Origin of the sequence: Bryobacter aggregatus MPL3 (genome assembly GCF_000702445.1) — a bacterium.
In the GTDB taxonomy this organism is placed as follows: domain Bacteria; phylum Acidobacteriota; class Terriglobia; order Bryobacterales; family Bryobacteraceae; genus Bryobacter; species Bryobacter aggregatus.
On record NZ_JNIF01000003.1, the window covers coordinates 186,200 to 212,890 of the forward strand.

15 protein-coding genes are annotated in these 26,691 nt (G+C 58.1%); 10 read left to right on the forward strand and 5 right to left on the reverse strand.

What is annotated here, in order from left to right:
- Nucleotides 1–28 precede the first annotated feature (28 nt).
- Entirely contained in the window at nucleotides 29–1,297 is a 1,269-nt protein-coding gene (locus tag M017_RS0101250) for an alkaline phosphatase family protein (protein ID WP_031495160.1), read from the reverse strand.
- 69 nt (nucleotides 1,298–1,366) lie between these two features.
- Between M017_RS0101250 and M017_RS0101255 the strand changes: the two genes are divergently transcribed.
- Genes M017_RS0101255 through M017_RS0101280 form a run of 6 tightly spaced genes read left to right on the forward strand, consistent with a single transcriptional unit; the run spans nucleotide 1,367 to nucleotide 7,611 of the window.
- Nucleotides 1,367–2,386, forward strand: coding sequence for an NAD-dependent epimerase/dehydratase family protein (locus M017_RS0101255; protein WP_031495163.1), 1,020 nt, complete (start codon nucleotides 1,367–1,369; stop codon nucleotides 2,384–2,386).
- Complete coding sequence (locus M017_RS0101260; protein WP_031495164.1) at nucleotides 2,373–3,374, forward strand: dihydrodipicolinate synthase family protein; 1,002 nt, start codon at nucleotides 2,373–2,375, stop codon at nucleotides 3,372–3,374. Before M017_RS0101255 ends, M017_RS0101260 begins: the two co-directional genes overlap by 14 nt.
- Nucleotides 3,375–3,420: 46 nt before the next feature.
- Nucleotides 3,421–3,978 carry a DUF3093 family protein gene (locus M017_RS0101265; protein WP_031495165.1) on the forward strand — a complete coding sequence of 186 codons (558 nt, stop codon included), beginning with the start codon at nucleotides 3,421–3,423 and terminating at the stop codon, nucleotides 3,976–3,978.
- Nucleotides 3,979–3,982: 4 nt separating this feature from the next.
- On the forward strand, nucleotides 3,983–4,570 hold the full coding sequence (locus M017_RS0101270) for a YdcF family protein (RefSeq protein ID WP_162179801.1): 588 nt from the start codon (nucleotides 3,983–3,985) through the stop codon (nucleotides 4,568–4,570).
- Between the two features lies 1 nt (nucleotide 4,571).
- Nucleotides 4,572–6,329, forward strand: coding sequence for an ABC transporter ATP-binding protein (locus tag M017_RS0101275; RefSeq protein WP_238325776.1), 1,758 nt, complete (start codon nucleotides 4,572–4,574; stop codon nucleotides 6,327–6,329).
- Between the two features lie 19 nt (nucleotides 6,330–6,348).
- A complete protein-coding gene (locus M017_RS0101280) occupies nucleotides 6,349–7,611 on the forward strand; it encodes a M20/M25/M40 family metallo-hydrolase (protein ID WP_031495171.1) in 1,263 nt (420 codons plus the stop codon).
- 624 nt (nucleotides 7,612–8,235) lie between these two features.
- On the opposite strand, the gene M017_RS0101290 is transcribed toward M017_RS0101280, so the two are convergent.
- Both M017_RS0101290 and M017_RS0101295 read right to left on the reverse strand, forming a co-directional pair.
- Nucleotides 8,236–15,849, reverse strand: a complete 7,614-nt coding sequence (locus M017_RS0101290) for an NHL domain-containing protein (protein WP_162179802.1) — start codon at nucleotides 15,847–15,849, stop codon at nucleotides 8,236–8,238.
- 263 nt (nucleotides 15,850–16,112) lie between these two features.
- The gene (locus M017_RS0101295) at nucleotides 16,113–16,841 is read right to left on the reverse strand and encodes a Crp/Fnr family transcriptional regulator (RefSeq protein WP_155121159.1); all 729 of its coding nucleotides are present in this window, start codon (nucleotides 16,839–16,841) and stop codon (nucleotides 16,113–16,115) included.
- Nucleotides 16,842–17,092: 251 nt separating this feature from the next.
- Here M017_RS0101295 and M017_RS0101300 point away from each other — a divergent pair, with 251 nt between their 5' ends.
- Both M017_RS0101300 and M017_RS0101305 read left to right on the forward strand, forming a co-directional pair.
- Entirely contained in the window at nucleotides 17,093–19,030 is a 1,938-nt protein-coding gene (locus tag M017_RS0101300) for a right-handed parallel beta-helix repeat-containing protein (protein WP_031495176.1), read from the forward strand.
- Nucleotides 19,031–19,102: 72 nt separating this feature from the next.
- Entirely contained in the window at nucleotides 19,103–20,338 is a 1,236-nt protein-coding gene (locus tag M017_RS0101305) for a Mur ligase family protein (RefSeq protein WP_031495178.1), read from the forward strand.
- Between the two features lie 9 nt (nucleotides 20,339–20,347).
- On the opposite strand, the gene M017_RS0101310 is transcribed toward M017_RS0101305, so the two are convergent.
- On the reverse strand, nucleotides 20,348–21,598 hold the full coding sequence (locus M017_RS0101310; RefSeq protein ID WP_051669409.1) for an MgtC/SapB family protein: 1,251 nt from the start codon (nucleotides 21,596–21,598) through the stop codon (nucleotides 20,348–20,350).
- 167 nt (nucleotides 21,599–21,765) lie between these two features.
- Between M017_RS0101310 and M017_RS0101315 the strand changes: the two genes are divergently transcribed.
- A complete protein-coding gene (locus M017_RS0101315) occupies nucleotides 21,766–22,617 on the forward strand; it encodes a ThuA domain-containing protein (RefSeq protein WP_238325777.1) in 852 nt (283 codons plus the stop codon).
- A 16-nt stretch (nucleotides 22,618–22,633) separates the two neighbouring features.
- Complete coding sequence (locus M017_RS0101320; protein WP_031495181.1) at nucleotides 22,634–23,476, forward strand: sugar phosphate isomerase/epimerase family protein; 843 nt, start codon at nucleotides 22,634–22,636, stop codon at nucleotides 23,474–23,476.
- 331 nt (nucleotides 23,477–23,807) lie between these two features.
- On the opposite strand, the gene uvrA is transcribed toward M017_RS0101320, so the two are convergent.
- Entirely contained in the window at nucleotides 23,808–26,684 is a 2,877-nt protein-coding gene (gene uvrA / locus M017_RS0101330) for an excinuclease ABC subunit UvrA (RefSeq protein ID WP_031495184.1), read from the reverse strand.
- Between the last annotated feature and the right edge of the window lie 7 nt (nucleotides 26,685–26,691).

A 26,691-nucleotide genomic window follows, 5' to 3' on the forward strand; every position in this document is an offset into this window, starting at 1 on the left:
GTTCTCAAACCCGCCCTCTTTGCTGTCTTTACTGGAGAGGGATCGCTTTCCCGAGCGAAGTCGGCAGCGGCACCCGAAGCAGTTGTGCGATGGTCGCAGCGATGTCGAGATTGGAAACCGGATCCAGCGTTCCGCGCTTCTTCACCCCGGCGCCGCTGGCAATGAAAATTGGATTCATATCCGGATCGCTCGCGATATAGCCATGGCTCCCGCCCACTTGCAGCGGAGCCGCCGTCACCGGGCCACCCGTTGCCCCCGAGAAGGAATAGCCGGTCTTGGCAGATAAGAGCAGATGACCGAATTGCGGATCTTTGTCCGGAGTGGGCAAGCCGAGCGCAGAGTAATCTTCCACGCCATAGATTTTGTCGATTCCCTCCAACCCTGTCAGCAGTTCGCGGACCTTCGCCACCTGCGAAGGATCTTCCAAGTAGACGAAAGCGGTGCCGCCCTCGGGTAGCACATAGACTTTGCGCCCCAAGCCAGCAGACTCCAGCACTGCGTTCGGCTTGATCTGTTTCGAGTAGGCTTTGAAGCCGTGGTCGGAAACGATCAGGAAAGTGGTCTGATCAGCAAGTCCGGCTTCTTGCACCGCCTGCACCAGCTTCTCGACACAACTGTCGACAAAAGCAATGGCGCCGCGGCCACCGAGGGTGTTGGGTCCGTACTGGTGGTGCATGGAATCGAGCGTAAGCAAGTGGAAGAGTAAAAGATCGGGCTTGTGTTGCTTGATGAGATAGACACCGGCCTTCGTCCAGACCTGGTCGCGATAGAGGATATTCGCCTTGCTGAAGTCCTGCAACTCTTCGGCGCGAATCGCACCCTTCGCAATCATCTCCTTTTCCAGCGGTCCGTCCGCGCTGGCCCACTCTCGAAAGGCCCAGGTGATCCCGGGCGCGTTGTGGATCGCCACCCAATCCACTTGCGCGGTTGTCAAACCGGCCTTGTGGGCGGCATCGTAGACCGTCGGGACATGCACCATCTTCTCCTTGTCGATCATCGGCTCCACCTTGATCGGCGGCCAGGAACCGGTCTTGGTAATGGTTCCATTGGCCAGCAAGCCGTGCTGGTCTGCTTTAACGCCAGTCACCATCGTGGTGTGGTTGGGCCAGGTGACAGTCGGGTTGATCGAAGTCATGGGCCCACTGATCCCATTCGCCATCAGCTTGCGCAACGTAGGGATCGGGAGCTTCGGGTCATTCAGTGCGTAGGCAGGAAAACCATCCAGGGAGATCACAATCACCTTGGATCGCGTCTGAGCGGAGAGAGTCAGACAGAGGAGCGCGAGGAGAAGTTTCATAGGCAATCCAAATTGTAGTGCGCTATGATTTCAATATTCAAAGTAGACCATATTCTACTGAGTAGACCCATGAATCCAGACACTTCCACCCCCGAAGAAATCGAACTCGAAGCACAGCTTTCGACACCCACTGCGGCAGACATTGAAGCCGCCCGCCAACTGGGCGGAGACGTCGTCCTGCTCGGCGCCGGCGGCAAAATGGGACCCACCTTGGCCATGCGGATTCACCGCGCCATCGAAGAGGCTGGGGTGAAGCATCGAGTGATCGCCGTTCTGCGCCGCGACAAGGGCGAACTCGGGAAAGGCATTGCAGTCGTAGAGGCCGACCTCATGGATCCCAAGGCGATCGAAGCCCTTCCTGACGCGCCGAACCTCATCTATCTGGTGGGCCGTAAGTTCGGTTCCCTGGGCCAGGAGCACCTTACTTGGGCGACCAATAGCTGGGTCAGCGGCATGTGTGCGTACCGCTACCGTGAGTCGCGCAATGTTGTTTTCTCAACCGGCAATGTGTATCCGCTGGTCGACGTCCAATCCGGCGGCGCAACCGAGCAAACTCCAACCGGGCCGGTGGGTGAGTATGCGCAATCGGCTTTGGGTAGAGAGCGCGTCTATGAATACTTCGCCACCCAATACCAAACGCCGACCCTGATCTTCCGGCTGAACTACGCGATCGATCTGCGCTATGGAGTGCTGCTCGACATCGGCAGCAAGGTCTTCCGGCAGGAGCCGGTCGACCTCACCACGGGCTATGTCAATGTGATCTGGCAGGGCGAGGCAAACTCTTACTGCCTGCGCAGCCTGGCTCTTTGCTCCTCGCCGGCAAAACTGCTGAATGTAACGGGCGCAGAAACGGCGAGCGTGCGCGACATCGCCAAGCGCTTTGGCGAAATCTTTGGCCGTGAAGTCAGGTTTACGGGGGAGGAGGCGCCAACCGCCTTGCTCAATAACGCCTCCCACTGTCATGAACTCCTCGGGAAACCGGAACTCAGCATTGAGGCGATGATTCGCATGCAGGCAGAATGGATTTTATCGGGAGGCCGGCGTCTCGGCATCCCCACTAAGTTTGAGAAACGCGATGGAAAATTCTAAGCAGAGTTGGCGGCAGAAATTAGCGCAGGGAGTGGTCATTCCAGCGCACCCACTGGCCTTGACGGAAGGCAGAAAGCTGGATGAGCGTCACCAACGGGCTCTCTCTCGCTATTACCGGGATTCCGGCGCGGGCGGCATCGCAGTCGCCGTCCATACGACACAGTTTGAAATCCGTGAGCCGTCGATCGGCCTGTTTGAGCCCGTGCTGGCGCTGGCGGCACAGGAAGCCGGCGACATGATCCGGATCGCGGGCGTGTGCGGCAAGACGGCACAGGCCACCAAGGAAGCAAGGATTGCGGCGGATCTCGGCTATCATGCCGGGCTGCTCAGCCTCGCCGCCATGCGCGGAGCAAGCGTCGAGGAGTTGATCGTACATTGCCGGGCGGTCGCAGAGGTGATTCCGGTGCTTGGCTTCTATCTCCAGCCAGCAGTGGGTGGCATTGAGTTACCAGTCGAGTTCTGGCGCCGATTTGCGCAGATCGAGAACGTTGTAGGCATTAAGATTGCGCCGTTCAATCGCTACGCCACCTTGGATGTGGTGCGAGGCGTAGCCGAATCTGGCAGGGCGCATGAAGTGGCACTCTATACAGGAAATGACGACCATATCGTGCTCGACCTGCTCGGGGCGAATCGGATTGTCGGCGGTCTGCTCGGCCACTGGTCGGTTTGGACCAGGAAAGCGGTCGAGTTGCTCCACTCGATCCATGCCGCCAAGGGTGCTGATAGAGGCTGGTTCGAGACAGCGGATCAAGTCACCGACATGAACGCAGCCCTCTTTGACGTCCGGAATCATTTTCACGGCTGCATTGCCGGAATCCATGAAATCTTGCGGCGGCAGGGACTCCTGCGGGGCCGCTGGTGCCTGAATCCAAACGAAGATCTATCTCCCGGCCAAGCCGAGGAGCTAGACCGGGTTTGCCACGCCTATCCCCATCTGATCGACGATGCGTTTGTAAAGGAAAACCTCGATCGATGGCTGGCTGATTGACGGGGGACGCATGCCGGTTTAGGCTGGTAGCAAGGCTGAATCTGAGATGACCCGCTTTGCGCCGTCCAAACATTTTGTGTACATGGGGCTTGTAGCGGTATTGCTGGGCCTGATGTCCGCTTGGGTGGGTTGGCAATGGACGCCAGCCATCGTTCCGGCCGCCTTATTCTTCGCCAGCGCCCTGTTTTTGTTCTGGCTCAGCTTGCATCCTGTCATTGAAATCACGGATCGTGAATTGGCCATCGGTCGGCGCGTCATTCCGTGGAGTTCCATCACCCGGATCGAAACTACGGGTTGGCTCACCCCATTGGTGCTAAAACTCACAGTGGAAACGGGACGCAAGATCGTTTTGTTGTATGCCGGGGATCTGGAGAGTTCTGGCCGGCTCAAAGAAATGGTTTGCAATTGTGCCCCCCACGCACTGCTCGATGGCATGCCGCAAGGAAAACGGCAGGCCACCATTGTGGTGCGCAATGGAAGCACAGCCGAGGTGGAAAAACACGCGATTCTGACCCTTGAGGACGAGGCTGAAGTGGAACGGATGTTCCAGCGCTTGCGTGAGGTGGGCCATCTGGATCCAACGCGCACCCCTGAGGATCGCTAAGCGTTTGAGAAAGATTCAACTCGGGCTCAGCGTTTTGGTGTTGGGTGCCGTATTGTGGCTGGCCCGCGCCCCGATTCTAACGGGTTTGGCTCAATACCTGGTCCAGGCCGAGACTCCGAAGAAGGCCGATGTCATCATTGTGCTGGGTGGGGATACAGTGGGCAGCCGCATCCTGACGGCATGCCAGTTGGCAGAACAAAACTATTCACAAAGGATTTGGGTGAGCGGTATCCAAGGGATCTATGGCTTCTGGGAGTCTGACCTGGCCAAGCAGTATGCAACTGGCAGAGGATGCCGGGCGGAATGGCTGACCCCACTCCACAACAACGTCGACTCCACCACCGATGAAGCCCATATAATTGCACCCGCACTCCGCGCGCAGGGCGTGAAAAGTTACCTTCTGGTGACTTCGAATTTTCATACGCGCCGGGCAGGAGATCTCTTTCGCAAGGCCACTCCGGAGATGGAAGTCACCGTAGTGGCGTCGAGCAATAGCGGTTTTTCCGTCGACGGATGGTGGCACGACCGCCGTAGCCGAAAGACCTTTGCCTACGAGTGGATCAAGACCATCACTTCCTGGATGGGCATGTAACATGGCCATGGGCACCTTCCGCACCACGGTAGACATTGCTTGGCCCTACCTCCGGCGATACAAACGCGGACTGGCGATTGGAAGTTTTTGCCTGATCGCTAAAACCGTACTGGCGGTGATCAATCCCATCCTGCTGCGCGACGGCTTTGACGCCCTGCTCGGTGGCTTTGAATTCGGCAAGCTGTGGAAGTTCGGAGCAGCTCTGCTGGTGGTCGCCTTATTCCGCGCGGCAGCGCAATTCTATGCGCGCCTGATCCTGGTGAGCATTTCCCGCGATGTCGAATTCGACATGCGCAACGATCTCTTCTCTCACCTGGTGCGTCTGAGCCCGAACTTCTACCAGCAAATGCGCACCGGCGACATCATGGCGCGTGCGACGAATGACCTGAATCAGGTGCGAATGATGCTCGGTCCAGGCGTGATGTATTGGGCCGAAACGACCCTAACCACAACGCTGGCGATCAGCGTCATGGCAAGCGTCGACTGGCAGATGACGCTGATCGCGCTGATTCCGGCGCCGCTGGTGAGTCTTGTCGTGGTCTACTTTGGCCAGAAGATCCACAAGCGCTTTGAGAAGATCCAGGCCCAGTTCAGCGACATTTCCAGCCGCGCGCAGGAGAATCTGAATGGAGCTCGCATTGTGCGGGCTTACGCCCAGGAAGACGCGGAGATCCACAAGTTTGAAGAGTTGAACCGAGACTACATCAAGTCGAATCTCGGCTTGGCGAGAGACACCGGAATCTTCTATCCGCTGATGCAGACCCTCGTGGGCTGTACCTTTCTATTGGTGTTGTGGGCAGGAGGATGGCAGCTATACCAGGGCAAGATCACGCTCGGCTCCTTCGTGATGTTCCAGACCTATATGGGGATGCTGATCTGGCCGATGATCGCCTTTGGCTGGGTGATCAATTTGACGCAGCGCGGCACGGCCAGCTTGAAACGATTGCGGGAAATTCTCGATGCCAATCCGTCGATTGTCGCCCCAGCACAACCGCTTCCGCTTGAGGCGGTGCGCGGCGAGATTGTATTTGAGAATGTGAGCGCCTGCTTTGGTGAAGTGATCGCGCTCGACTGCATCAATTTGCGCATTCCCGCCGGGACAACCGCAGCAATTGTCGGCCGGACCGGATCGGGGAAGACGACCTTGCTCAATCTGACCACGCGGCTGCTGGACCCCAGTACAGGCCGCGTGTTGATTGATGGCCTGGATCTGCGCAAACTCGACCCGGAACAACTGCGGCGTCACGTCGGTTTTGTCCCACAAGAGACCTTTCTCTTCAGCACTTCCTTGACGGAGAATATCGCGCTGGGGGAACCCAAGGCGACCGAGCAGCAGGTACGGGACGCATCCGCCAAGAGTGGCTTGGCGGATGATATCGCAAGTTTCCCCGAAGGCTATGAAACAGTCATCGGAGAACGTGGGATTACTCTTTCCGGAGGGCAAAAGCAGAGAACCGCCATTGCACGAGCGATCTTGCGCGACCCTGCCATTCTTATCCTGGACGATGCGCTGTCCAGCGTCGATACCGTCACCGAAGAGAAAATTCTGTCGCAGTTGCGCAATGTCATGGCCGGACGCACCGCCCTGTTTGTGTCGCATCGCGTTTCCACAGTGAAGGATGCCGACATCATCTTTGTTCTGGATCAAGGCAAAATTGTCGAACAGGGCAAGCATACCGAACTGATCGCCAATGGCGGTTATTACGCCGAGTTGTACCAGCGGCAGGCGCTCGAAGAAGAGTTAGAACACACAGGGTAGCGCTAAGCTATTCCTATCTATGTTTCGCGGTACAACACTCCTTCTTTTCCTTGCTTCCTTGTCTCTCTTTGGGCAGAAAACGCTCTTCGATCCTTCTATCGCACAGAAGCCTGAACTCAAGAAGGCGTTTGCCGAGGTCGAGGCGCGCAAGGATGCGATTTGGAAGGAGTGGATTACGCTCACCGAGATCCCTTCGCCATCCAATCAGGAGAAGTTGCGGATCGCCTACATGAAATCGGCGATGGCGCGCATTGGCCTTACCGACATCCAGCAGGATGAAATCGGCAATGTCTGGGGGACTTACAAGGGGAGTGGGGGCGGGCCTGTAGTCGCCTTCGCCGCTCATACCGATACCGTATTTCCGATGGACACGCCGATTCATGTGAAAGAGATCAATGGCCGCTTTCATGCACCTGGCATCGGCGACGACACGGGATCACTTGCCGCTCTGATCAACGCCTTCGACATCATGAAATCGAGCGGGATCAAGACAAAGGGCGATGTGATCTTTGTCGCCACCGTGCAGGAAGAGATCGGACTGCTGGGCGCAAAGCATTGGCTCGAACACATCGCCAAGAAACCGGACATGTTTGTCGCCGTCGATTCCCGCCTGGGAGGTGTTGGCTATGGCGCACTGCTGATCGAGCAGTACAAGTTCATCTTTGAAGGTCCGACCTTGCACACGCTCGCGAGCAAGGGCAAAGCCAATGCAGCACGCGGCGCGGCCCGGGCGATTCTGGCCATTGGCGAGATGAAGATGCCGGAGCCGAAAGAAGGTGGGTCACCGAATCTGCCTGTGGCGAATGTCGGAACCTTGGGTGGGGGCACCGTCGTCAATGCGACGCCAGGCAGCGTGTATATCACGGTGGATATTCGCAGCCAGGATATCCAGGCGGAGCAGAAGCTGGTGGAAGACGTCAAGGGAATCGCCCAGCGAGCTGCCAACCAGGAAAATCTGCACCTGAAGATCGAGAGCATCAATGTCGTGCATGACTACTCGAAAGCACTGCCCAAAGAAGTCCGGCTGCATCATCCGCTGGTGCAATCGACGCTCGCCGTCACCGACTATCTCAAGCTCAATGGCGAAAAGAAGGCCGTTGCCTTTGACAGCGGAAGCGACGATCACAACATTGGGGTGGCAATGGGGATTCCGTCGATCGGCATCGGCGCCATTCTCGGCGGTGGGGCGCATTCCCTCGAGGAGAGCGCAGATAAGGCTTCGATTCTGCCCGGCACAAAGTATCTGATCTTGCTGGCTTCGACGCTGGCTGGTGTGAACTAGAGACGATTTTCGAGGTGGGCCGCCTACCCCGAAAATCAACAGCAATCTGAAAGATGGCAAGCAACCGACTGAAGCCAATCGCTTCAGTCGTCCAGGCTTGGCTTTACATTCGGAACCGCATATTCACAACGACAATACAGGCAAGCACCCTGGTGTTCGATAACGGCACAAACGACGACGATGTCGTCTAGATCGCAGGGGCGCAGGAGCCGGAGCAGTGGAACCGGTGTCACAAGATACGATACTGAGACCCATCGGCATCTGGGATGGAGCAAGTCAGAATCTGCTCTTCACCCAGACCTTGGACCTCGACAGTGAACCGGAGATGGCCTCTCCTGGATTTACCAAAACCTTGAGAATCCGGAGCTGTCGAGCGCCTTCCCCGTCAATCGAGTCATCCGGCGGATCAGCACCAAGGATCCGGGAGCCATTCCAGAGCCATCTGCCTGGCTGAGCGCAAGCACAGGACTTGGCTTGACGCCTGGCATGTGAAGCGCAAAAGCAGCAGACCGCAGTCAGGCGGTAACAAAGCTTGCGGCGAGATCAAAATCCGCATCGGAACTGTCTGGAACAGGAACGATGCGGATTTTTTGTGTTCTGGATCCACGGGCAAGCCGGACGGTACTACAAGAGTTGGAGCGTGATCCCGGCAGAGGTTGACACCGATCCAAGCGTGGCAGAGATCGAACCCACGATCGGATTTAGAAGCTGCAACACAGAGCTCAGCAGGTTCAGCACGGTGAAGCTGGCCGAAGTCGCCCCGGCAGGAATAGTGACGCTCGACGGCACTCCCAGGATCGAACTTAGCAAGCTGGAGGAGAGAGTCACCACCACACCTCCCGCCGGGGCGGGACCATTCAGTGTGACGGTTCCGGTACTGGTCCCCAGTAGGCCGAGAACCGAGGGCGAGAGATTCAGTCCGGTGAGAATCGCAGGGTTCACCGAAAGATTCACCGAGACCGGAGCGCACCCGTTCAGGACACCCTGGATGACGGAACTGAGGAGTACGCCCACCGGGGAAGTCGCGATCGAGAAATTCGCCGTGTTCGAGCCCTGGGGCACCAGGATCGATGCCGGACCGGAGACTCCTAGTCCCGTGTAAAGCAGCGGAACGGAAAGCCCACCCGCAGGAGCCGGTCCGGTGAGTGTCACTGTTCCCGAAAGTCCCTGCCCGCCCAAGACCGAGTTGAGAGATAGATTCAGGCCACTGAGACAAGGGGCCAGAACATTCAGCATTTGAGACACGGTATTCGCGCTCGTCGCACTGATCAGCGCATTGGCAGAACTCGCGACGGCCAAAGTGGATACGGCAAAGTTCGCGCTGGTGGCGCCGGCTGGAATCGTAAGACTCCCCACCACAGTCGCTGCGGCATTCCCGCTCTGGAGATTGACCGTTGCCCCTCCCACCGGGGCCGGGGCCGTGAGCGTCACCGTCCCCGTCGTTGCTGTTCCGCCCGTGAGGGAAGACATAGAAAGAGAGACCGAAGCAAGAGAGACCAGTTGGGGCCCGGCAGGGTTCACGGTCAGGCTGGCGGTTTTGGAGTTTCCAGTCGACGCAGCAGTGATGGTGGCCGTTTGCGGACTACCTGGATTCGTGGTGGTGATCGAAAAGCTGCCGCTGAGTTGCCCCGCAGGAATTGTGATGGAGGACGGTACCGTAGCTACCGCCTGGTTGCTGGACAGGCTGATGATAACCCCACCCGAAGGTGCAGCCACAGCAAGGGTGACAATTCCCGTACTCGATGCTCCGCCGCTCACACTGGACGGACTCACCGAAAGGCCAGAGACCAGGGGATTGAGGAGTTGGAGATTGACATCAATCCCGCCACACGGGGAACTGGTCAGTGCGGTGAGGGTAGACCCGATCAGGGAAAGCAGATTGCTCACCGAGAGGCTGATCGTCGTGGAAGTCTGGCCCGCAGGAACCGTCGCGCTTCCGATATTGGTGGAACCCGCCACAAACTGGATGGGGAGCCCACCCGCAGGTGCCGGGCCAGTCAGACTCACAGCGCCATTCAGAAGTCCGTTTCCACTGAGCAAATCCGTAATGCTCACCGACAAGTTCAGCGAACTGACGCAGGGGGGCGTCAGGGTCAAACTCGCCGAAGTACTGTTCGCCGAAGTTGCCGTAATCGAGACGCTGGTTGACAATCCGACAGGGGTCGTAGTGATCGCAAAGCTTCCACTCGACTGCCCCGCAGCAATCGTCAGGGACGGAGAAACAGCAGCCGCGCCATTGTTGCTGGCAAGAGTAATTGCCGCACCGCCTGTCGGCGCCGGCGCGGATAAGGTCACCGTACCTGTAGCCCCATTTCCACCGAGCACGCTGGCCGGCGAGATGCTGACAGAACCAATTGCGACAGAGCCCGGACCGGCTGCATTGATGTGCAGCCCCGCCTGAACGCTATTCGCCGAGCTAGCCGTGATCTGCAAGTTGGTCGCCGTGCCCACAGCCGTGGTCGACACGGTGAAGTTTCCCGAGGAGGAGCCAGCCGGGATGATGATGCTGGCAGGAACCGTTGCCGCCACATTGCTGCTCGCAAGAGTAACCAGAATGCCACCTGCAGGAGCCACACTGGCGAGGCTCACCGTGCCGGTAGAACTCGCTCCACTTTCAACAGTGGCGGGAGAGAGAGAGACCCCGGACAAGTTGCCTTGGCCTGCGGTCGCCGCATTGATGGTCAAACCGGCGGAGACCGTGTTTGCGGAGGTTGCGGTGATGCTCAATGTCGTGGTTGACCCCACAGCCGTCGTGGTTACCGTGAAGCTTCCACTACTGGCGCCGGCAGCAATGGTGAGACTCGGCGGTACCGTCGCGGCCGCATTGCTACTCGTCAAAGTCACCAATACGCCTCCCAGCGGCGCGGCTGTAGCCAAAGTGACTGTGCCCGTGGAACTCGCGGCGCTGGCAACTGTCGAAGGAGAAAGCGTGACCCCAGCAATCGATCCCTGCCCCGCAGTCGCGGCGTTGATCGTCAATCCGGCCGTTGCCGTATTCGCAGAACTGGCCGTGATCGTCAGCGCCGTGGTCGTAGCAACAGCGCTTGTCGTCACCGGGAAGGTGCCGGAACTGGAACCGGCTGCAATCGTCAGACTGGCCGGAACCGTCGCGGCCGGATTACTGCTGGCGAACGTCACAAGAATTCCGCCAATCGGTGCGGCAGTCGCCAGAGTGACCGTACCGGTGGCACTGCCGCCACTGGCAACCGTCGCAGGAGATACGGAGAGAGCAGAGAGAGCGCCCTGACCGGCAGTTGCAGCCTGAATTGTCAGGGAAGCCGATATACTATTCGCCGAGCTTGCCGTAATACTCACGACAGTCGTAGAGGCAACGGCAGTGGTCGAGACCGTAAAGGAACTGGACGAGGCCCCTGCCGGGATGGTCAGGCTCGCAGGAACGGTTGCCGCAGGATTGCTGCTCGACAAGTTGACCAATATGCCGCCGACCGGTGCCGGAGCCGCCAAGCTGACAGTTCCATTCGCACTGGCGCCACTGGCAACTGACGCCGGAGAGAGGGAGAGACCTGAGAGGTTGCCCTGCCCTGCCGTCGCTGCGTTGATCGCCAGATTGGCCGTGAGACTATTCGTCGAAGATGCCGTAATCGTCACAGCGGTGTTGGATCCCACTGCCGTTGTCGCCACGGCAAAACTGCCAGTCGAGGAACCCGCTGGAATGACGAGACTGGCAGGAACCGTGGCCGCGGGATTACTGCTCGATAAGGTCACCAGGATCCCACCGGCCGGCGCAGGAGAACCAAGACTGACGGTACCGGTCGAACTCGCACCGCTGGCCACGGTGGAGGGAGACAGCGAGACTCCGGAGAGCGTCCCTTGGCCTGCCGTCGCGGCATTGATGGTCAAGGAAGCGGACACACTATTCGCCGAAGTTGCCGTAATGCTGAGCGTGGTTGCCGTACTTACCGCGGTCGTCGAGACCGCAAAAGTACCAGACGAGGCGCCAGCAGCAATGACGAGTGTGCCAGGAACCGTGGCGGCAGCGTTGCTGCTGGCCAGCGTAACGAGGATGCCGCCGGTGGGAGCCGGAGCAGCTAGTGTCACGGTGGCAGTTGAAGCACCCCCGCTCGCCACCGTGGCTGGAGCAAGGGAGATTCCGGAGAGAGCACCCTGCCCCGCCGTGGCCGCATTAATCGTGAGCGCCGCACTCAGACTATTCGTTGAGCTTGCCGTAATCGTTACCGAAGCGGTTGCCCCCACGGCGGTCGTCGCAACGGTGAAAGTACCGCTGGAGGCTCCTGCCGGGATGAGCAAACTCCCCGGCAGCGTGGCCGCCGGGTTGTCACTCGCCAGAGTGACGAGAATACCTCCTGCTGGCGCCGGAGATCCGAGACTGACCGTACCGGCTGCACTTCCGCCGCTCGCAACCGTCGCCGGCAACAGCGAGATACCGGAGATCGTGCCCTGCCCCGCCGTCGCAGCGTTGATCGTCAGAGAAGCACTTGCCGCATTCGCCGAGTTCGCCGTGATGACAACGGTGGTTGTCGAGGCAACAGGTGTCGTCGTCACCGGGAAGCTCCCCGTCGACGCACCCGCCGGAATCACGATGCTCGCCGGAGTAGTGGCGGCACTCTGGTTGCTCCCAAGTGTGACAAGAACACCTCCTGCCGGGGCAGGAGACGCCAAAGTAACGGTGCCCGTTGCGGACCCACCGCTAGCGACCGTGACAGGCGCCAGAGACAGACCCGAGATCACACCCTGTCCTGCCGTTGCGGCATGGATGGTCAGGCTCGCAGTCTGCGCATTTGCCGAAGCAGCAGTAATGGTTGCCAGTGTCTCCGATCCCACCGCAGTCGTAGACACCGTAAAAGTGCCACTGGAAGAACCAGTCGGTATCACGATACTCGCCGGAAGAGTCGCAGAAGGACTGCTGCTCGACAGGCTGACCAACACTCCTGCTCCCGTCGCTGGCGTGGCCAAGCTCACCGTGCCAGTGGAAGAAGCGCCACTCGCAACAGCCGTCGGGGAAAGAGTGATCCCTGCAAGATTCGCCGTTCCAGGTCCGGAAGGCTGGATCGTCAAACTGGCAGATACGTTATTCGAAGAACTTGCCGCAATCGACACCGTCATCGCGGAGGAAACCGCCGTTGTCGCGATCGGAAAAGTTCCCGACAGAGCTCCCGCCGGGATCACGATGCTGGGGGCTAGGGTGGCGGCCGTTGCGCTGGAGGAAAGGTTGACCAGCACACCCCCACTTCCCGCGGGGGAGGCCAGTGTCACCGTGCCCGTCGCCGCGTTGCCTCCCGCCAGAGTGGCAGGAGAGATAGAAATTCCGGCAAGATTGCCCAAAGAGGGAGTGACGCTGCCGGGTTGAATCGACAACTGCACCGTCGCCGTATTCAAAGCCACGGCAGTAATTGTGGCGATGGTACTCGCCGTGACGGCAGAAGTTGCCACTTGCGTGCTCGCCGAAAGGCTTCCTTCTGGAACGACCAGGGCCGAGGGAATCGTTATCGCACCCGAGTTCGTACTGAGATAGACAGGAACACCACCGCTCCCGGCAGGTGCGAGAAGCGTCACGGTGAGAACACTAGTTCCCCCTCCAGAAACAGAACTTGGAGACAGAACCAAACTCTGGATACTGCCCGTTGCGAGACCAGCACGGATCTCAACCATCGCAGACACCTGATTGAGACTGGATGCCGTAATCGTCGCAATCGCGAAGCTACTGACAGGCTTCGTCCCGATGGCAAAGGCCACAGAACTTTCTCCGGCAGCAAAGGAGACCGAGGCCGGTGGGGTCGCAGCGCCGTTGTTGCTCTGCAACGTGACGGTAGCGCCCCCCGGCCCTGCCGGAGCGGCAAGCGTCAGGAGCCCCGCCAGTGGATTGCCTCCAATCTCGCTCGACGGAGTAATCTGAAGCGACTGCAGCGTCACCTGCGAGGACCCTGAGGAGGGAAGCACTTGGAAAGAAGTCGAGGCGCTCAAAGTCCCTGCGCGGGTGCTCACCTGGACGACCTGACCGGCCGCATTGGCCGGAACCTGTACCAGGAAGGTGGCGTAAATCTCACCCGCCGGAATCACCACTTGCGAGGCCAACAGAACCGGGAGCCCGTCCGAGCTCAGTTGAACGGTAACCGGCTGGGACAGGTCGCGGCCCCGGAGGGTTACGACACCTGTCATCGACTCGCCCGCAGTCAAAGACTCACGAGGGAAGCTGACATGGAGAACCGCCTTCTCCGGATCCTCTGCCGCCGGAATGAAGACCGAGCCTGATACACTGCCTCCCGGGCTCGTCGCCGTCAGCGTCACCAGCTTCCCGGCAAGCTCTGGCCCTGGGGTAAAGCGAAAAGAAACATGATCGGCACCCGGAGGAATCGTCAAAACGGGCGGCAGATCCAGTCCGGGAAGCGAAGCACTCAGGGTGAAATCACGGGCAATCTGAAGCGCACAACCCACAGATAAAGTCACCGTCACCTCGGCCGCGGAGGCATTGGAGGCCCGGGTGAAGGTCAGCGCTGTGGGTCCTTCACAATTTGTAATAATCTTGCGCAGACGGTTGTTGAGAGAGTCTGCAATGAGAATCGATCCATCGGCTTGCGTCGCCAGCCCGGCCGGTGCATGGAAACGAGCTTCCAGCGCCGACGCCCCATCGCCAGAATAGCCAGCGCTTCCGGATCCTGCAATTGGGTTTACCAGACACGTCGAGTCCATGGCCACGATGCGGTTCGTCACCGAATCGGCGATCCACAGCGTCCCGGCGGCATCAAAAGTGATGCTCGAAGGCCGTCCAAATCCGGCATCAAGAGGAGCGCAGGCCGTCTTCTGATCGCCCTCCAGGCCAGAGCCGACCATGGTGCGAATTGTTCCCGTTGCTTCGATCCGGCGGATGCGGCGGTTGCCGGAGTCCGAAACAAAAACGGCGTTGTCCGCCGCCACCGCAATTCCATTCGGAGAATCGAGTTGCGCAAGATAGCCACTTCCACCGTCTCCCGAGTATCCCTTCACTCCAGTCCCAGCAACCAGGGAAAGCATCCCATCGGCGCTCACCTTGACCACCCGGTGCGTGAGAGCATCCGCAATCAGGATGGCGCCATAGCGGTCCACCGTAACAGCGACTGGCGAAGACAGCTTCGCCGTGCTCGCCAGGACACCAAAACCAGAATCACCCGCAATCCCAGATCCGGCAAAAGCACGGATGATCCCATTCTTTGCGATAACCCGCACACGATGGTCTTCGCTGTCGGCAACATATAAGTTTCCAATCCGGTCAAAGGCCAAGGCACTGGGGCTACGGAAACTCGCCTGCTTGGCTGGTCCGCCATCGCCCGCACTCCCTACTTGCCCGGAGCCGTAAGGCGTCGACACCGTGCCATCCCGGTCGATGCGGCGAATCACGTGCGAGCCCACTTCTGCAATGAAAATATTCCCGTCAGCGTCGACGGCCACCGCCGAGGGCAAGTTCAGAGAAGCCAAGGACGCGCGGCCGCCATCGCCGGTGGTCGCTGCCGAGCCAGTCCCGGCCACAGTGGCCACCTGAAAATGGATCGGATTCTCGCTGGTCGGAATGAGGAGACCAGCAGCGGCAATCAAGCTGACGACATTGGACTGCGTCCCCGCAATCGTGGCGCGCAGCCTCACCAACCCGGCCGACTGCAACTCCTCGGGAAGAATTACATTGAGTTGATCCAGCCCGGCAAAAAGAGGAGCTGGCCCCGCATACTCCACAACCAGATCACGGCTCAAACCCTCTCCATAGGACGCCACAATGGAAACCGCCGAGGCGACATTCGCCTCTCCTCCGGCGGGATCCGCCGCAAAGCGAAAGCCTGTTCCAAACAGGGCAAGCCTCGTACGTTTGTCCGTTCCCGGATAGCTCGCAGCAAAGGACTGAAAAGGCTCCAGCGTAAAGTGAACAGCATCCAGAACCGCGGCGCGATCAGAACGGAGACATGGCAGGGTAAAGAGTCCTGGAGCGTATCTGGCAATCACAACGGATCCGCGAAACTCCGTTGCCAGCGCAGCCGACGTCACCACCACTGGCTGCTCTCCCGGCTGGATAGCACTCGGCACCACAAAATTGACTTGCGTCGGGGAGACGTAGACCAGACGCGCAGGAACGCCGCCGACCGTGAGGCTCACGCCTTCAAGGGCCAGAGGCAATTTTCCATTTGCGTCCAGTTGCGCGGAGGCCGACGTTTTCGACAATCCAGTGCCAAACAGAGTGGCCAGGGACTCCGGAGCAACTACTTTCTGATAGTTCGCCGAAGATACAATCTGCACCGTAGAGGCTGCCTGCAACTGGCTTCCCCCAGAGTGACTTCCCAATATCATCAACAAGAGCCAATAAAGAAAGGTCTTCTTAGACACCGATGCTACGGTCGTAGGAATGCCACCAATCTGGAAATACATACTTATCACTAAACTGGTATCGACCCTAACAACTGTAGCGATCTTGATTCCCGTCAATGAGAGTAAAAATTTAAGGAATTTTTTTTGAGAATTTCACACAGACTGCCAAGTGATTGACTGGTATCCAGTAAAACTTAAACGGCGATTGAATCCGCGGGGACTGCCGTGGCCACTCGATACAAGGCCGCAGCGTCAATGGTCAGAATGGGCCATTTCGCTGCCGTAATCACATTTTCATTCCGGAAGCGGTGGAGAAGCCGATTGGTGTGTTCCGGCGAGAGGCGGAGATAGCTGGCGAGTTCCACCTGCGGGATCGGAAAGGTCAGGCGCCAGATCGCGCCATCGACCGAGAGTCCGAAGGACATCAAAAACTGCTGCAGAAAAAGGGCCAGCCGCTGGACTGGACTGAGACTGAAGAAGCAGGCTTCACGTTGCACAAGAGCGTCTAGCTCCAGGGCATAGTTCAGCGCCACCTGTTTCATCAATTGCTCCCGCTGCACCGCATCCAGGGCTGCAAAGGCACTCAAGGTAATGGTTCGAATCCGGCAATCAGACAGCGTGGTCGCAGTCAGAACCGGCGCTACGGCATGTGTCAGTGCAACGCCACCAACCAGCCAACCTGTGGAGCGGTAGCCCAGTAGAAATCCATTCCGATTCGCCTTCGCACTGACCCGCACCACACCTTCTTCAATATAGGCCGCAACCGCTCCGTTCTTTTTACTGAGAACCGGACTGCCAGCTCCCACAAACGAGGGAGCGCTAAATCCAGGAACTACCGCAACAGGAGGAAGGGAGAGAATAATAGCCGGTGTACCGGCCACTAGTTTCTGGCCCTCAACTGCCGGAGAATCTCGCCATTTCATCTGAAACACAAGCTACCCTCAAAATCCGTTGCGCAATTCGATTGTAATCTCATCTGAGATCGAATCTAATGCTTTTTTCATAGATCCACTCAATTTAGGTAATTTTCCCAACAAACCATACTGTATGATCCTATCCTTATACAACCGATCCACTAAGGAATTGCGTGATATCTCAAAGCGAGAGACAGACTCGAGCGTATCGGGCTACGAGTGAGAGCATCTACGGAGAGATATGATGGTGGCGGTTTGCTATGAAGCTTCTTCCACTCGTCCTTCTCACTGCTCTCGGACTCATGGCGCAAAACGCAATCACTCCGGGCCGCTTCCACGTCGAACATCCGACTCTCCGGAATCTCGGCTTTGAATGGCCGATCCAAGGCGACGCCAATCGGAATGCGACCGTCTCTGTGCGATACCGCGCGGAAGGCTCCAGCACCTGGCGAGAGGCGCTCCCCTTGGTGCGGATCGGAGGAGAAAATGTCTTCCGCCGCCGCGAGAATCTGGACTACTTTGTGCCGGACGGCTTTGCCGGCAGCATTCTCAACGTGGAACCTGGAACGACCTACGAGTGTGAATTCAAGATGAGCGATCCCGATGGAGTGCAAGGAACAGCCATCCAAACGGTGAAGGTCACCACGCGCACGGAGCCACAGCCCTATCAAGGCGGGAGAGTGCTTCATGTCTACGCCCCCGACTATAAAGGGGATCGCATCGAGCCCAGCTTCACCAGTGTTCTCGAAGCCTATTATGGAGCCGGTCTCGGCGATTGGAGCGTCGTCTGGGAACGGAGGGCACAGCCCGGGGATACCATCCTGCTCCATGCCGGACTCTACAAGCCAGAGCGCTTGAACTACGTCGACCCGATGATGACGCCCTTTGATGGCACCATGTCCCTTACCTTGAAGGGCACCAAAGAGAAACCGATTACGATCAAAGCCGCCGGCGATGGAGAAGTCGTGTTCGATGGCGACAACAATGGACGGCTGTTCGAGGTCATGGCAACTGAGCACCATATCTTCGAAGGCCTGACCTTCCGCAATACCGGCGTCGTCTTCATGGCCGGACAGAAAGAAGTGACAGGCGCCATTGGCCTGACCGTAAAGAATTGCCGCTTCGAAAATATCGGCTTCGGGGTCTGGACCGAGTATGCGGGCTCCAATGACTTCTACATCGCGGACAATCTGTTCCTTGGCAAAGATGACCGCTTCCGGTTGGTCGGATGGACCGGATCGCGCTGGCCCAGTGCGGGCCCCTATGGCTCCCACCAGATGGTGAGCTATTACGCCATCAAGGTCTACGGAACCGGGCATGTGATTGCAAGAAATGCCATTGCCTACTTCCACGACGCGATCGGCATCTCCACCTACGGAACGCCGGAGAAAGATCCCGACCGGCGCGCCAGTTCAATCGACATCTACGGCAACGACATGCACATGCTGAACGATGATTTTGTCGAGACCGACGGAGGCGTACACAATGTCCGGGTCTTTGAGAATCGCGGCATCAATGCAGCGCAGGGCGGATACAGCTCCCAACCTGTGTTTGGAGGGCCAGTCTACTTCTTCCGGAACATCCTATATCACCAACCCACCGGCGTTGCCTTCAAGTTCTCCGCCAAACCGGCAGGGCTCTTCGTCTTCCACAACACGATCATTGGCGAACAAGTGGTGAAAGATCCCTCGTCCAATATGCACTACAAGAACAACCTCTTCCTCGGCCGTGATACGCCAGAACGCGGCATCATGAGCTGGGCCAATGCGACGGATACATACAGCACGGATTACAACGGCTATCGCCCCAACAAGGGAGTTGCCATGCAGTACCAATGGCTCGGCCCGGCCAAGGGGAAGACCGCATACGAACCCAAGCCGGAGGAATGGAAAAGCTTTGCGACCCTCGCAGAGTTTCGCGCGGCAACCGGGCAGGAGAAGCATGGCCTGGAAGTCGACTTTGACATCTTCGTAAAACTCGCGCCACCCGACCCCACCAAACGGCATGCGGTTTACCATGCGATGGATCTGAACTTCCAGTTGAAGCCAGGAAGCAAAGCGGTGGATGCAGGTGTGGCGATCCCGACAGTCAATGAAGGCTTTGCCGGAAAAGCTCCCGATCTGGGAGCCTTAGAAGTGGGAAAACCTGCGTTGAAGTATGGTCCAACTTGGCTGACATGGGCCCCGTTCTATCGATAGACTGAAGGAGCCTCAAGCTCTTTGTTTTTTGAAACTCGAAGAGCAGCGAAAACAGAGGGAGGCATCTGAGTTATGTTTGATTTCCTCCCCAAACCCCTGCAACATCTTCCTCGTTATCTCCTCATCACAGCAGCCGCCATTTGGCGGCGATTGATGTTTCGCACGACTTTTATTGCCATTTCGGGCAGCGTGGGAAAGACGACAGCCAAAGAGGCGATCGCGGATGTGCTGGCTACGCGATACCGCACGGTGCGCACGGCCGGAAGCGACAATCATTTTTCAGGACTCAGCTTCTCGCTATTCCGCGTCCGTCCGTGGCATCATTATGCCGTCTTAGAGATTGGGCTCGATCGGCCGGGACAGATGAAGATGCTCGCTAGGGTCGCCAAGCCAGACATTGCCGTGTGGACCAACGTCGCCAGAACCCACATGATGCACTTCAAGACACTGGAGACGATAGCCGAAGAGAAAGCCGATCTCATACGCTCCTTACGGCCAGGAGGTGTCGCGATTCTCAATCGCGACAATCCATACATTGCCAGCTATCCGGTACCCGATGGCTTGAAGACGATCTACTATGGCACAGGCGAAGAGGCTGAATTCCGAGGCCATCAGGCGGAAAGCCATTGGCCAGACCGGCTGCGATTTCGACTCTCGCACGGGAGCGAAGAGCATCTCATTCAGACGCGCTTTCTCGGAACTCACTGGCTGCCAAGCCTGCTCCCCGCATTTGCGATTGCAAAGTTGACAGGGATTGCAATCGATGAGGCAGCGGCTGCAATTTCCAGCATGGAGCCGTCGCCAGCTCGATTGTCCGTGGCAAGCGCTCCCAATGGAGCCATCTTTCTGAGGGATGAACGGAATGGTTCGGTGGACACTCTCCAAGTGGCACTGGATGTGCTCGAGGCGGCACAGGCAGAGCGCAAAATCATTGTCTTCAGTGATGTGTCCGATTCGAAAGGCAAGCCCAAAAAGCGAATTGCGGATCTTGGGAAAATTGCAGCCCGGATCGCCCATGCAGCGGTCTTTATTGGGGATCATTCCCAGGCTGGCGTCGAGGCAGCCATCGCAGCAGGGATGCCCGTGGAACAAGCATGGAGCTTCTACACCGTAGAAGATGCCGCCATACATCTCCAACACGAGGCGAGAGCAGGCGACTTCATTCTGCTGCGGGGCCGCAACAGCGACCACCTCTCACGGATCTACCTCGCAACACGGGGCGAGGTGAAGTGCTGGAGAGAGTCCTGCCACAAGAGCATCCTCTGTGATGAGTGCCCTGAACTTCGCAATCCCAAGCCAGTTTCCTAGCGGCTCGTCCTATCGATGAGCGCCCAGGATCAATAATGCGCCAAGGCCCGTGATCGTAATCGCAATGGAAATCACAAAGAGGTCGCGCACCAGATCACGATCCTGCGTCTCCCGGTAAATGATCGGAAGATTGACCAGCGTACTCGCAATCGAGGCGGCTACGGTGGAAACAGCAGCAATTCCGGGTGTCGCGTGCCCATGCTCGGCCAGGCTGGCAACCGCGGCCGTAGAACTCGCACTGCTCGCCAGGCCTCCCATGAAACTCACAATCACCGTTCCCGACTGCCCAAAGAATCTTTCACCGAGCGAACTGGCGGCTTGAATAAAAACAAAGAGCACTCCGAACGAAGTGAGCTGCCGCAGGGAAATCGGCGACCCGAGCGCGATCTCCGCCGAATCCACCGGCACCTTACGATGCCACCAGACCAGCGCAGCCGAACCGAGCGCCATCAGGCCAATCGGAATCGCTGCAATCAGACCGGCCGGTTCGCTAAAAATCAGCAAAAGCGCCAGATTGCGAACAAACATGGAAGAGATCGTGAGCAGGTTGACAACGGTCGCCAGACGCCGCGCATTGGGTCCGCTCTGGGCAATCGTGGAACTCAACTGGGCAATCACAGCGGTGCTATTGACCAGGCCACCGAAAACCGCTGTGTAGTAGAGGCCTCGAGTGCTGTAAACGCGGAGCAGAATGTAGTTCACAAAGCCGATGGCGGCAATCAGAATCACCGTGAACCAGGCCTCGCGGGGATTGAGCAACTCCCAGGGATCGATAAAGCGGTTGGGAAGGAGCGGATAGATCACAAAGCCGATGAGCCCCATCAACACCGCCCCCTTAACCTCCTCTTGTGTGAGGCCGCCCGCAAAGCGAGAGAACTGCGGCTTCATCGAAAGCAGCAACGTGACAACAATCGCGGAAGCGGTGGGCGTAAAGATGTGTCCCTGTCCCACCAGAACCCCGAGAGCAAAGGTCACAATCAGAGTGACCGTAGTCGTGGTCTCTGGCATCCGGTGCGTGCTGATGTTGGCGATATTGACGATTGCCAGAATCGCGATAATGCCCGCCATCGCAACCAGAACAAAGGGTGCTGAGATCAACGGCGCCAGCATGCCAAAGAGGCTGACCACCGCAAAGGTACGAACCCCAAGTTCCTTATGAGCCCACTCGCGTTCAAAGCCGATCAGAAGTCCGATGGCAAGAGACACCAGGAGTTTGGTGGCGATTTCGATGGGAAGGAAAGGCTCGATCGATGGCTCCATAGTACAGAGACGCGTGGAGAGGAATCCTGGTTCTCGCATTGCCAAATTTGTTTTGAAGATCCAGTGGAAAAACAGCGTTTCCCTCTGTAGCAATGCCTCCTGGCTGTTATATGCTCTGAGGGCGAAGGCGCAATGATGGCAACCAGGAATGGGAGGATCGGATGAGAGTGTTTGTGGTCTTGTTCTTAGCGGCGATCAGCATGATGAGTGCGGATCGGGAGTTGTTACTATTCGCCGGAACACCGAGCCATCCCGCAGGCCAGCACGAACATAATGCCGGAGTCCTGTTGCTGCAGAAAGCCCTCGCGCGTGTTCCTGGTCTGCACACGACGGTTGCGCTGAATGGCGTCTGGCCGGCGCCCGCAGTGATCGAGAAAGCCGATGGCATTTTCTTCTTTGCCGATGGTGCCGAGGGACATCCGATCTTCAAGTCCGAGGAGCATGTGGCCGAGATTCGCAGAGCCGTTGCCCGGGGAGTGGGATTGATGTTCTATCACTATGCCATCGAGCCACCAGCCGCCAAAGGCCATCAGGAAATGCTCGATTGGATCAGCGGCTACTTTGAACTGAATCACTCGGTCAACCCTCATTGGGACGCCACCTTCCAGTCCCTGCCGAAGCATCCGATCACGCAGGGAGTGAAGCCGTTTACCATTCGCGACGAGTGGTATTTCAATATGCGGGTTCCAAAGACGTTGCAGAATGCTACGCCAATTCTGGTGGCAACTCCGCCAAAGGAAGTCTTTTCAGAGAAAGACGGCCCGCGGCTGGGGAACCCGGATGTCCGCGCCAAGGTCGGCCAGCCGCAGGTGGTGGCCTGGGCGGTGGAGAGGCCGGACGGAGGACGCGGCGTCGGTTGGACGGGCGGACATTTTCATAAGAACTTAGGCGATGACAACTTCCGCAAGTTGGTGCTGAACGCGCTGCTTTGGATTTCGAAAGTCGAGGTGCCTGCCGGGGGAGTCCTTTCCTCCGTGAGCGCCGCAGATCTGGCTGAGAACTGGGACAAGAAAAATTAGAGGGGATGAGGTTCCAATGAAATTTGGAGTGAATACATTTATCTGGGCTGCCGAGTTTGGCCAGGAACAGATGCCCTTGCTGCCGGGGATCAAAGCAGGTGGTTTCGATGGTGTCGAGGTGCCGCTCTTTCGCGCCTCCAGCTTTGCCGCCGCCGAGATCCGCAAAGGGACAGAAGCAGCCGGGCTTGAAGTGACCATCTGCTCCGTACTCGTCCAGGGCCTGAGCCTGATCAGCGACGACGCTGAAGTCCGTCGCCAAACGCTCGCCCATATGAAAGAAGTGATTGCAGCCGGCGCCGAGGCTGGGGCAAAGCTGATCGCCGGCCCGCTCTATTCGCCGGTTGGATATTTACCAGGCCGACGCCGCACAAGTGCCGAATGGAAGTGGGCCGTCGAGGCTTACCAGACTCTCGGCGACACGCTCCGTGCGCATGACGTCACGATTGCGATTGAACCCCTGAATCGCTTTGAGACCTACTTTCTCAACACCGCCGCCGACGCGGCGAGGCTCTGCGATGAAATCAATCATCCGAATGTCGGCGTCCTCTTCGATACCTTCCACGCGAACATTGAAGAGAAAGACATCGCCGCCGGTTACCGGACGGTGGGCAAGCATCTGAAGCATGTCCACACCTGTGAGAACGACCGCGGAATTCCGGGCAGCGGGCACGTCGAGTGGCCTTCAGTCTTTGCAGCCTTGAAAGAGTTAAATTACGATGGCTGGCTGACCATCGAGAGCTTCGGCTTTGCGCTGGGAGAACTCTCCGCCGCCGCGTCGATCTGGCGCGACATCGAGAAGTCGCCAGAATCCATCGCCTTTGAGGGCGTAAAATTCCTGCGGCAGAACGTGAAGTCCTAGAGAAGAAGCACCGACCTTCAAGCTTGAAGTGATCGCACCGGGCACGCTCGTCCTGGCTGAAGAGTTCTGCCAATGAAGCGAGAGCAAGCCTCGTCGTCATCAAACTCAAGCGCACCGAGGATGGCGGGCACATGGAATTGCAGGCCATCCGTTATGCCGTAAGGATTCCAGCGATGGAGTTCGCCGAAGCTGTTGTGTCCTACGAAATCGAGAGACACCGAGAAAAGTCAGGATTGGACAGAAAGTTCGTACTCGTCGCGGCCGCATTCTCCAAAGAGATTACGCATGCTGTCCATCCGATGCGTGCGCTTGCGGCCCTTGCCTCCTCGGCCTAGTAGTACTTCTCCAGAATCGGCTTCAGATAGTGTCCGGTATGCGATTCCGCCACTTCCACCAGTTGTTCTGGCGTGCCGGTGGCGACAATCTGTCCACCGCCATCGCCGCCTTCCGGCCCCAGATCGATCACCCAGTCCGCCGCTTTCACCACGTCCAGATTATGCTCGATCAGCAGAATGCTGCCACCGTTTTCAATCAAGCGTTGGAAGCTGGTGAGCAGCTTGCGGATATCGTCAAAATGCAAGCCGGTTGTCGGCTCGTCAAAGATAAACAGCGTCTTCGCACTTGAGGATTGCGAAAGATGCGAGGCGAGTTTGACGCGCTGCGCTTCCCCGCCCGACAGCGTTGTCGCCGACTGGCCAAGCCGGAGATAACCAAGCCCTACATCCTCCAGCACCTGAAGCTTCGCCACTAAGCGCGCCGCATCGGCAAAGTGCGCAATTGCCTCGCGCACCGTCATCTGCAGCGTCTCGTGAATGTTGGCGCCCTTGTACTGGATCTCCAGAATCTGCGGCTTGAAGCGCGTGCCCTTGCAATCATCACAAACCAGTTCAACGTCGGCGAGGAACTGCATCTCCACCGTGACCGTCCCGTCGCCTTGACAGGTCTCGCAACGCCCCCCGGGAATATTGAACGAGAAGTGCCCGGCCTGGTAGCCACGCGCCTGCGATTCTTTCGTATTCGCAAACAGATCGCGAATCAGATCGAAGGCCTTGATATAGGTCACCGGATTCGACCGGGGAGTCCGGCCAATCGGCGACTGGTCCACCAGAATCACATCGCTCAGATGATAGTCGCCTTCGACAGAGCGACAGGTCTGGCGCTGTGACTCGGCCGAAGAATCCTCGGCATCGGCCTCGGGTTCGGCAACAGCCTTCTTACGCGTCGCGACCTTCGCCGAAGCCCCCAGACTCAGACGCCGCTCTAAGGTCTTGAAAATCACCTCATGCATCAGGGAAGACTTGCCAGAACCGGAAACGCCCGTCACCGCCACCATCAGTCCCAGCGGAATGCTGACATCGATGCCGCGCAGATTGTTTGCCCGGGCACCCCGGAACACCACCTGTCGCTTCGGATCTGGAACCCGGCGCACCCGGCGCGGCGCTACGTTCTTCTCATTGCGAAGATAAAGGCCGGTGAGCGACTGGCCCGATTTTTTCGGCTTCAACAAGTCGCCGTAAGGACCTGCAAAAATAATCTCTCCGCCATGCTCTCCGGCGCCGGGCCCTAGATCGATGATGTGATCGGCAGACTCCATCACTTCCTGATCATGCTCCACCACCAGGATCGTGTTTCCGATATCGCGCAGGTCCTTCAGGATCTTGATCAGCCGGTGCGTATCGCGCGAGTGTAAGCCAATGCTCGGCTCATCGAGCACATAGCAAGCGCCGACCAATCGCGACCCAAGACAGGTGGCCAACTGGATGCGTTGCGCTTCCCCGCCCGACAGCGTCATCGCCAGACGGTCCAGCGTCAGATAGTCGAGCCCGACGTCATTCAGAAAACGCAGGCGCTGGCGGACTTCATTCAGAATCTTATCGGCCACCGCTTGCTGTTCCGGCCGCAATGCAACGCCATCAAAAAACAGCATCGCGTCGCGAATGTTCAGGCTGGACACCTCGCTGATGATCTTGCCGCCGACACGCACATTGCGCGCTTCCTGGCGCAGCCGCGTGCCGTGGCAATCGGGACAGCGCGTGTAGCCACGATAGCGGGACATAAAGACCCGCACATGAACCTTGTACTTCTTCGGTTCCACCACTTTGCTGAAGAATTCGCGAACCGCGTCCATGACGTAGTCCTGTTCGTTCTGCTTCAGGTCCGCAAAAGCGATGTTGTGGCGCACCTTGCCCTTGCTAGTCTTCTTGAACTCCTCGTAATACCAGACATAGGTCGGCTTGGTCCAGGGGTCGATGGCCCCCTCGTTGAGCGCCAGTCCAGGGTTGGGGATGATCTTGTCGACGTCGTAGTCCATCGTGCGGCCAAAACCCTGGCAAGTGGGGCAAGCGCCAAATGGATTGTTGAAACTGAAGAGCCGCGGCTCGGGGTCTTTGAATTCAGTCCCGCAAGTCTTACACTGGAAGGCTTCGTTAAAGCGAAGCCGCTGCGGCGTGTCGGTGCCAGCCTGCTCGATAATCAATTCGCCGCCCTCGCGATAGGCGATTTCAATCGCATCAACCAGACGCGAGCGGACATCCGCCGTCAGCACAAGACGATCGACCAAGGCGAAAACCGGCAAACCGAAGTTCAGCTCAAGCAGACTCTCCGGGCTCGAGAACTCAAAAGTGCGGCCCTCCTGGTAGAGGCGCGTAAAACCCTTGGCGCGCAGTTCAAACAAGCGGTCCCGCAATGCATCCGTTTTGAGCTTTTCCTTGGTGATCGGAAACAATGCATACCAGCGCGTGCCTGGCTCTTCCTGCAAGATCCGATGGGCGACATGGTCCACCGAATCGCGAATCACCGGAATGTTGCAGACCGGGCACCAGGTTTCGCCGGCGCGCGCGAAGAGCAGACGTAGAAAGTCATAGATCTCGGTCGACGTCGCGACGGTCGAGCGTGGGTTGCGCGTCGTATTCTTCTGCTTGATAGCCACCGGAGGCGCCAGGCCGAGAATCTCGTCGACATCCGGCTTCTCCATGCGTTCGAGAAACTGCCGCGCGTAAGCGGACAGCGATTCGACATAGCGGCGCTGGCCTTCGGCGTAAATCGTATCGAAGGCTAAGGATGATTTACCGGAACCAGACACACCAGTCACTACCGTCAACACATTGTGAGGAATGTCGAGGGAGATATCCTTGAGGTTGTGAACGCGGGCACCGTGGACCTCAATCGCACCATGGTCCTGGGGCGTTTTCGCTTTTTCTTTCGGGATAATCTCA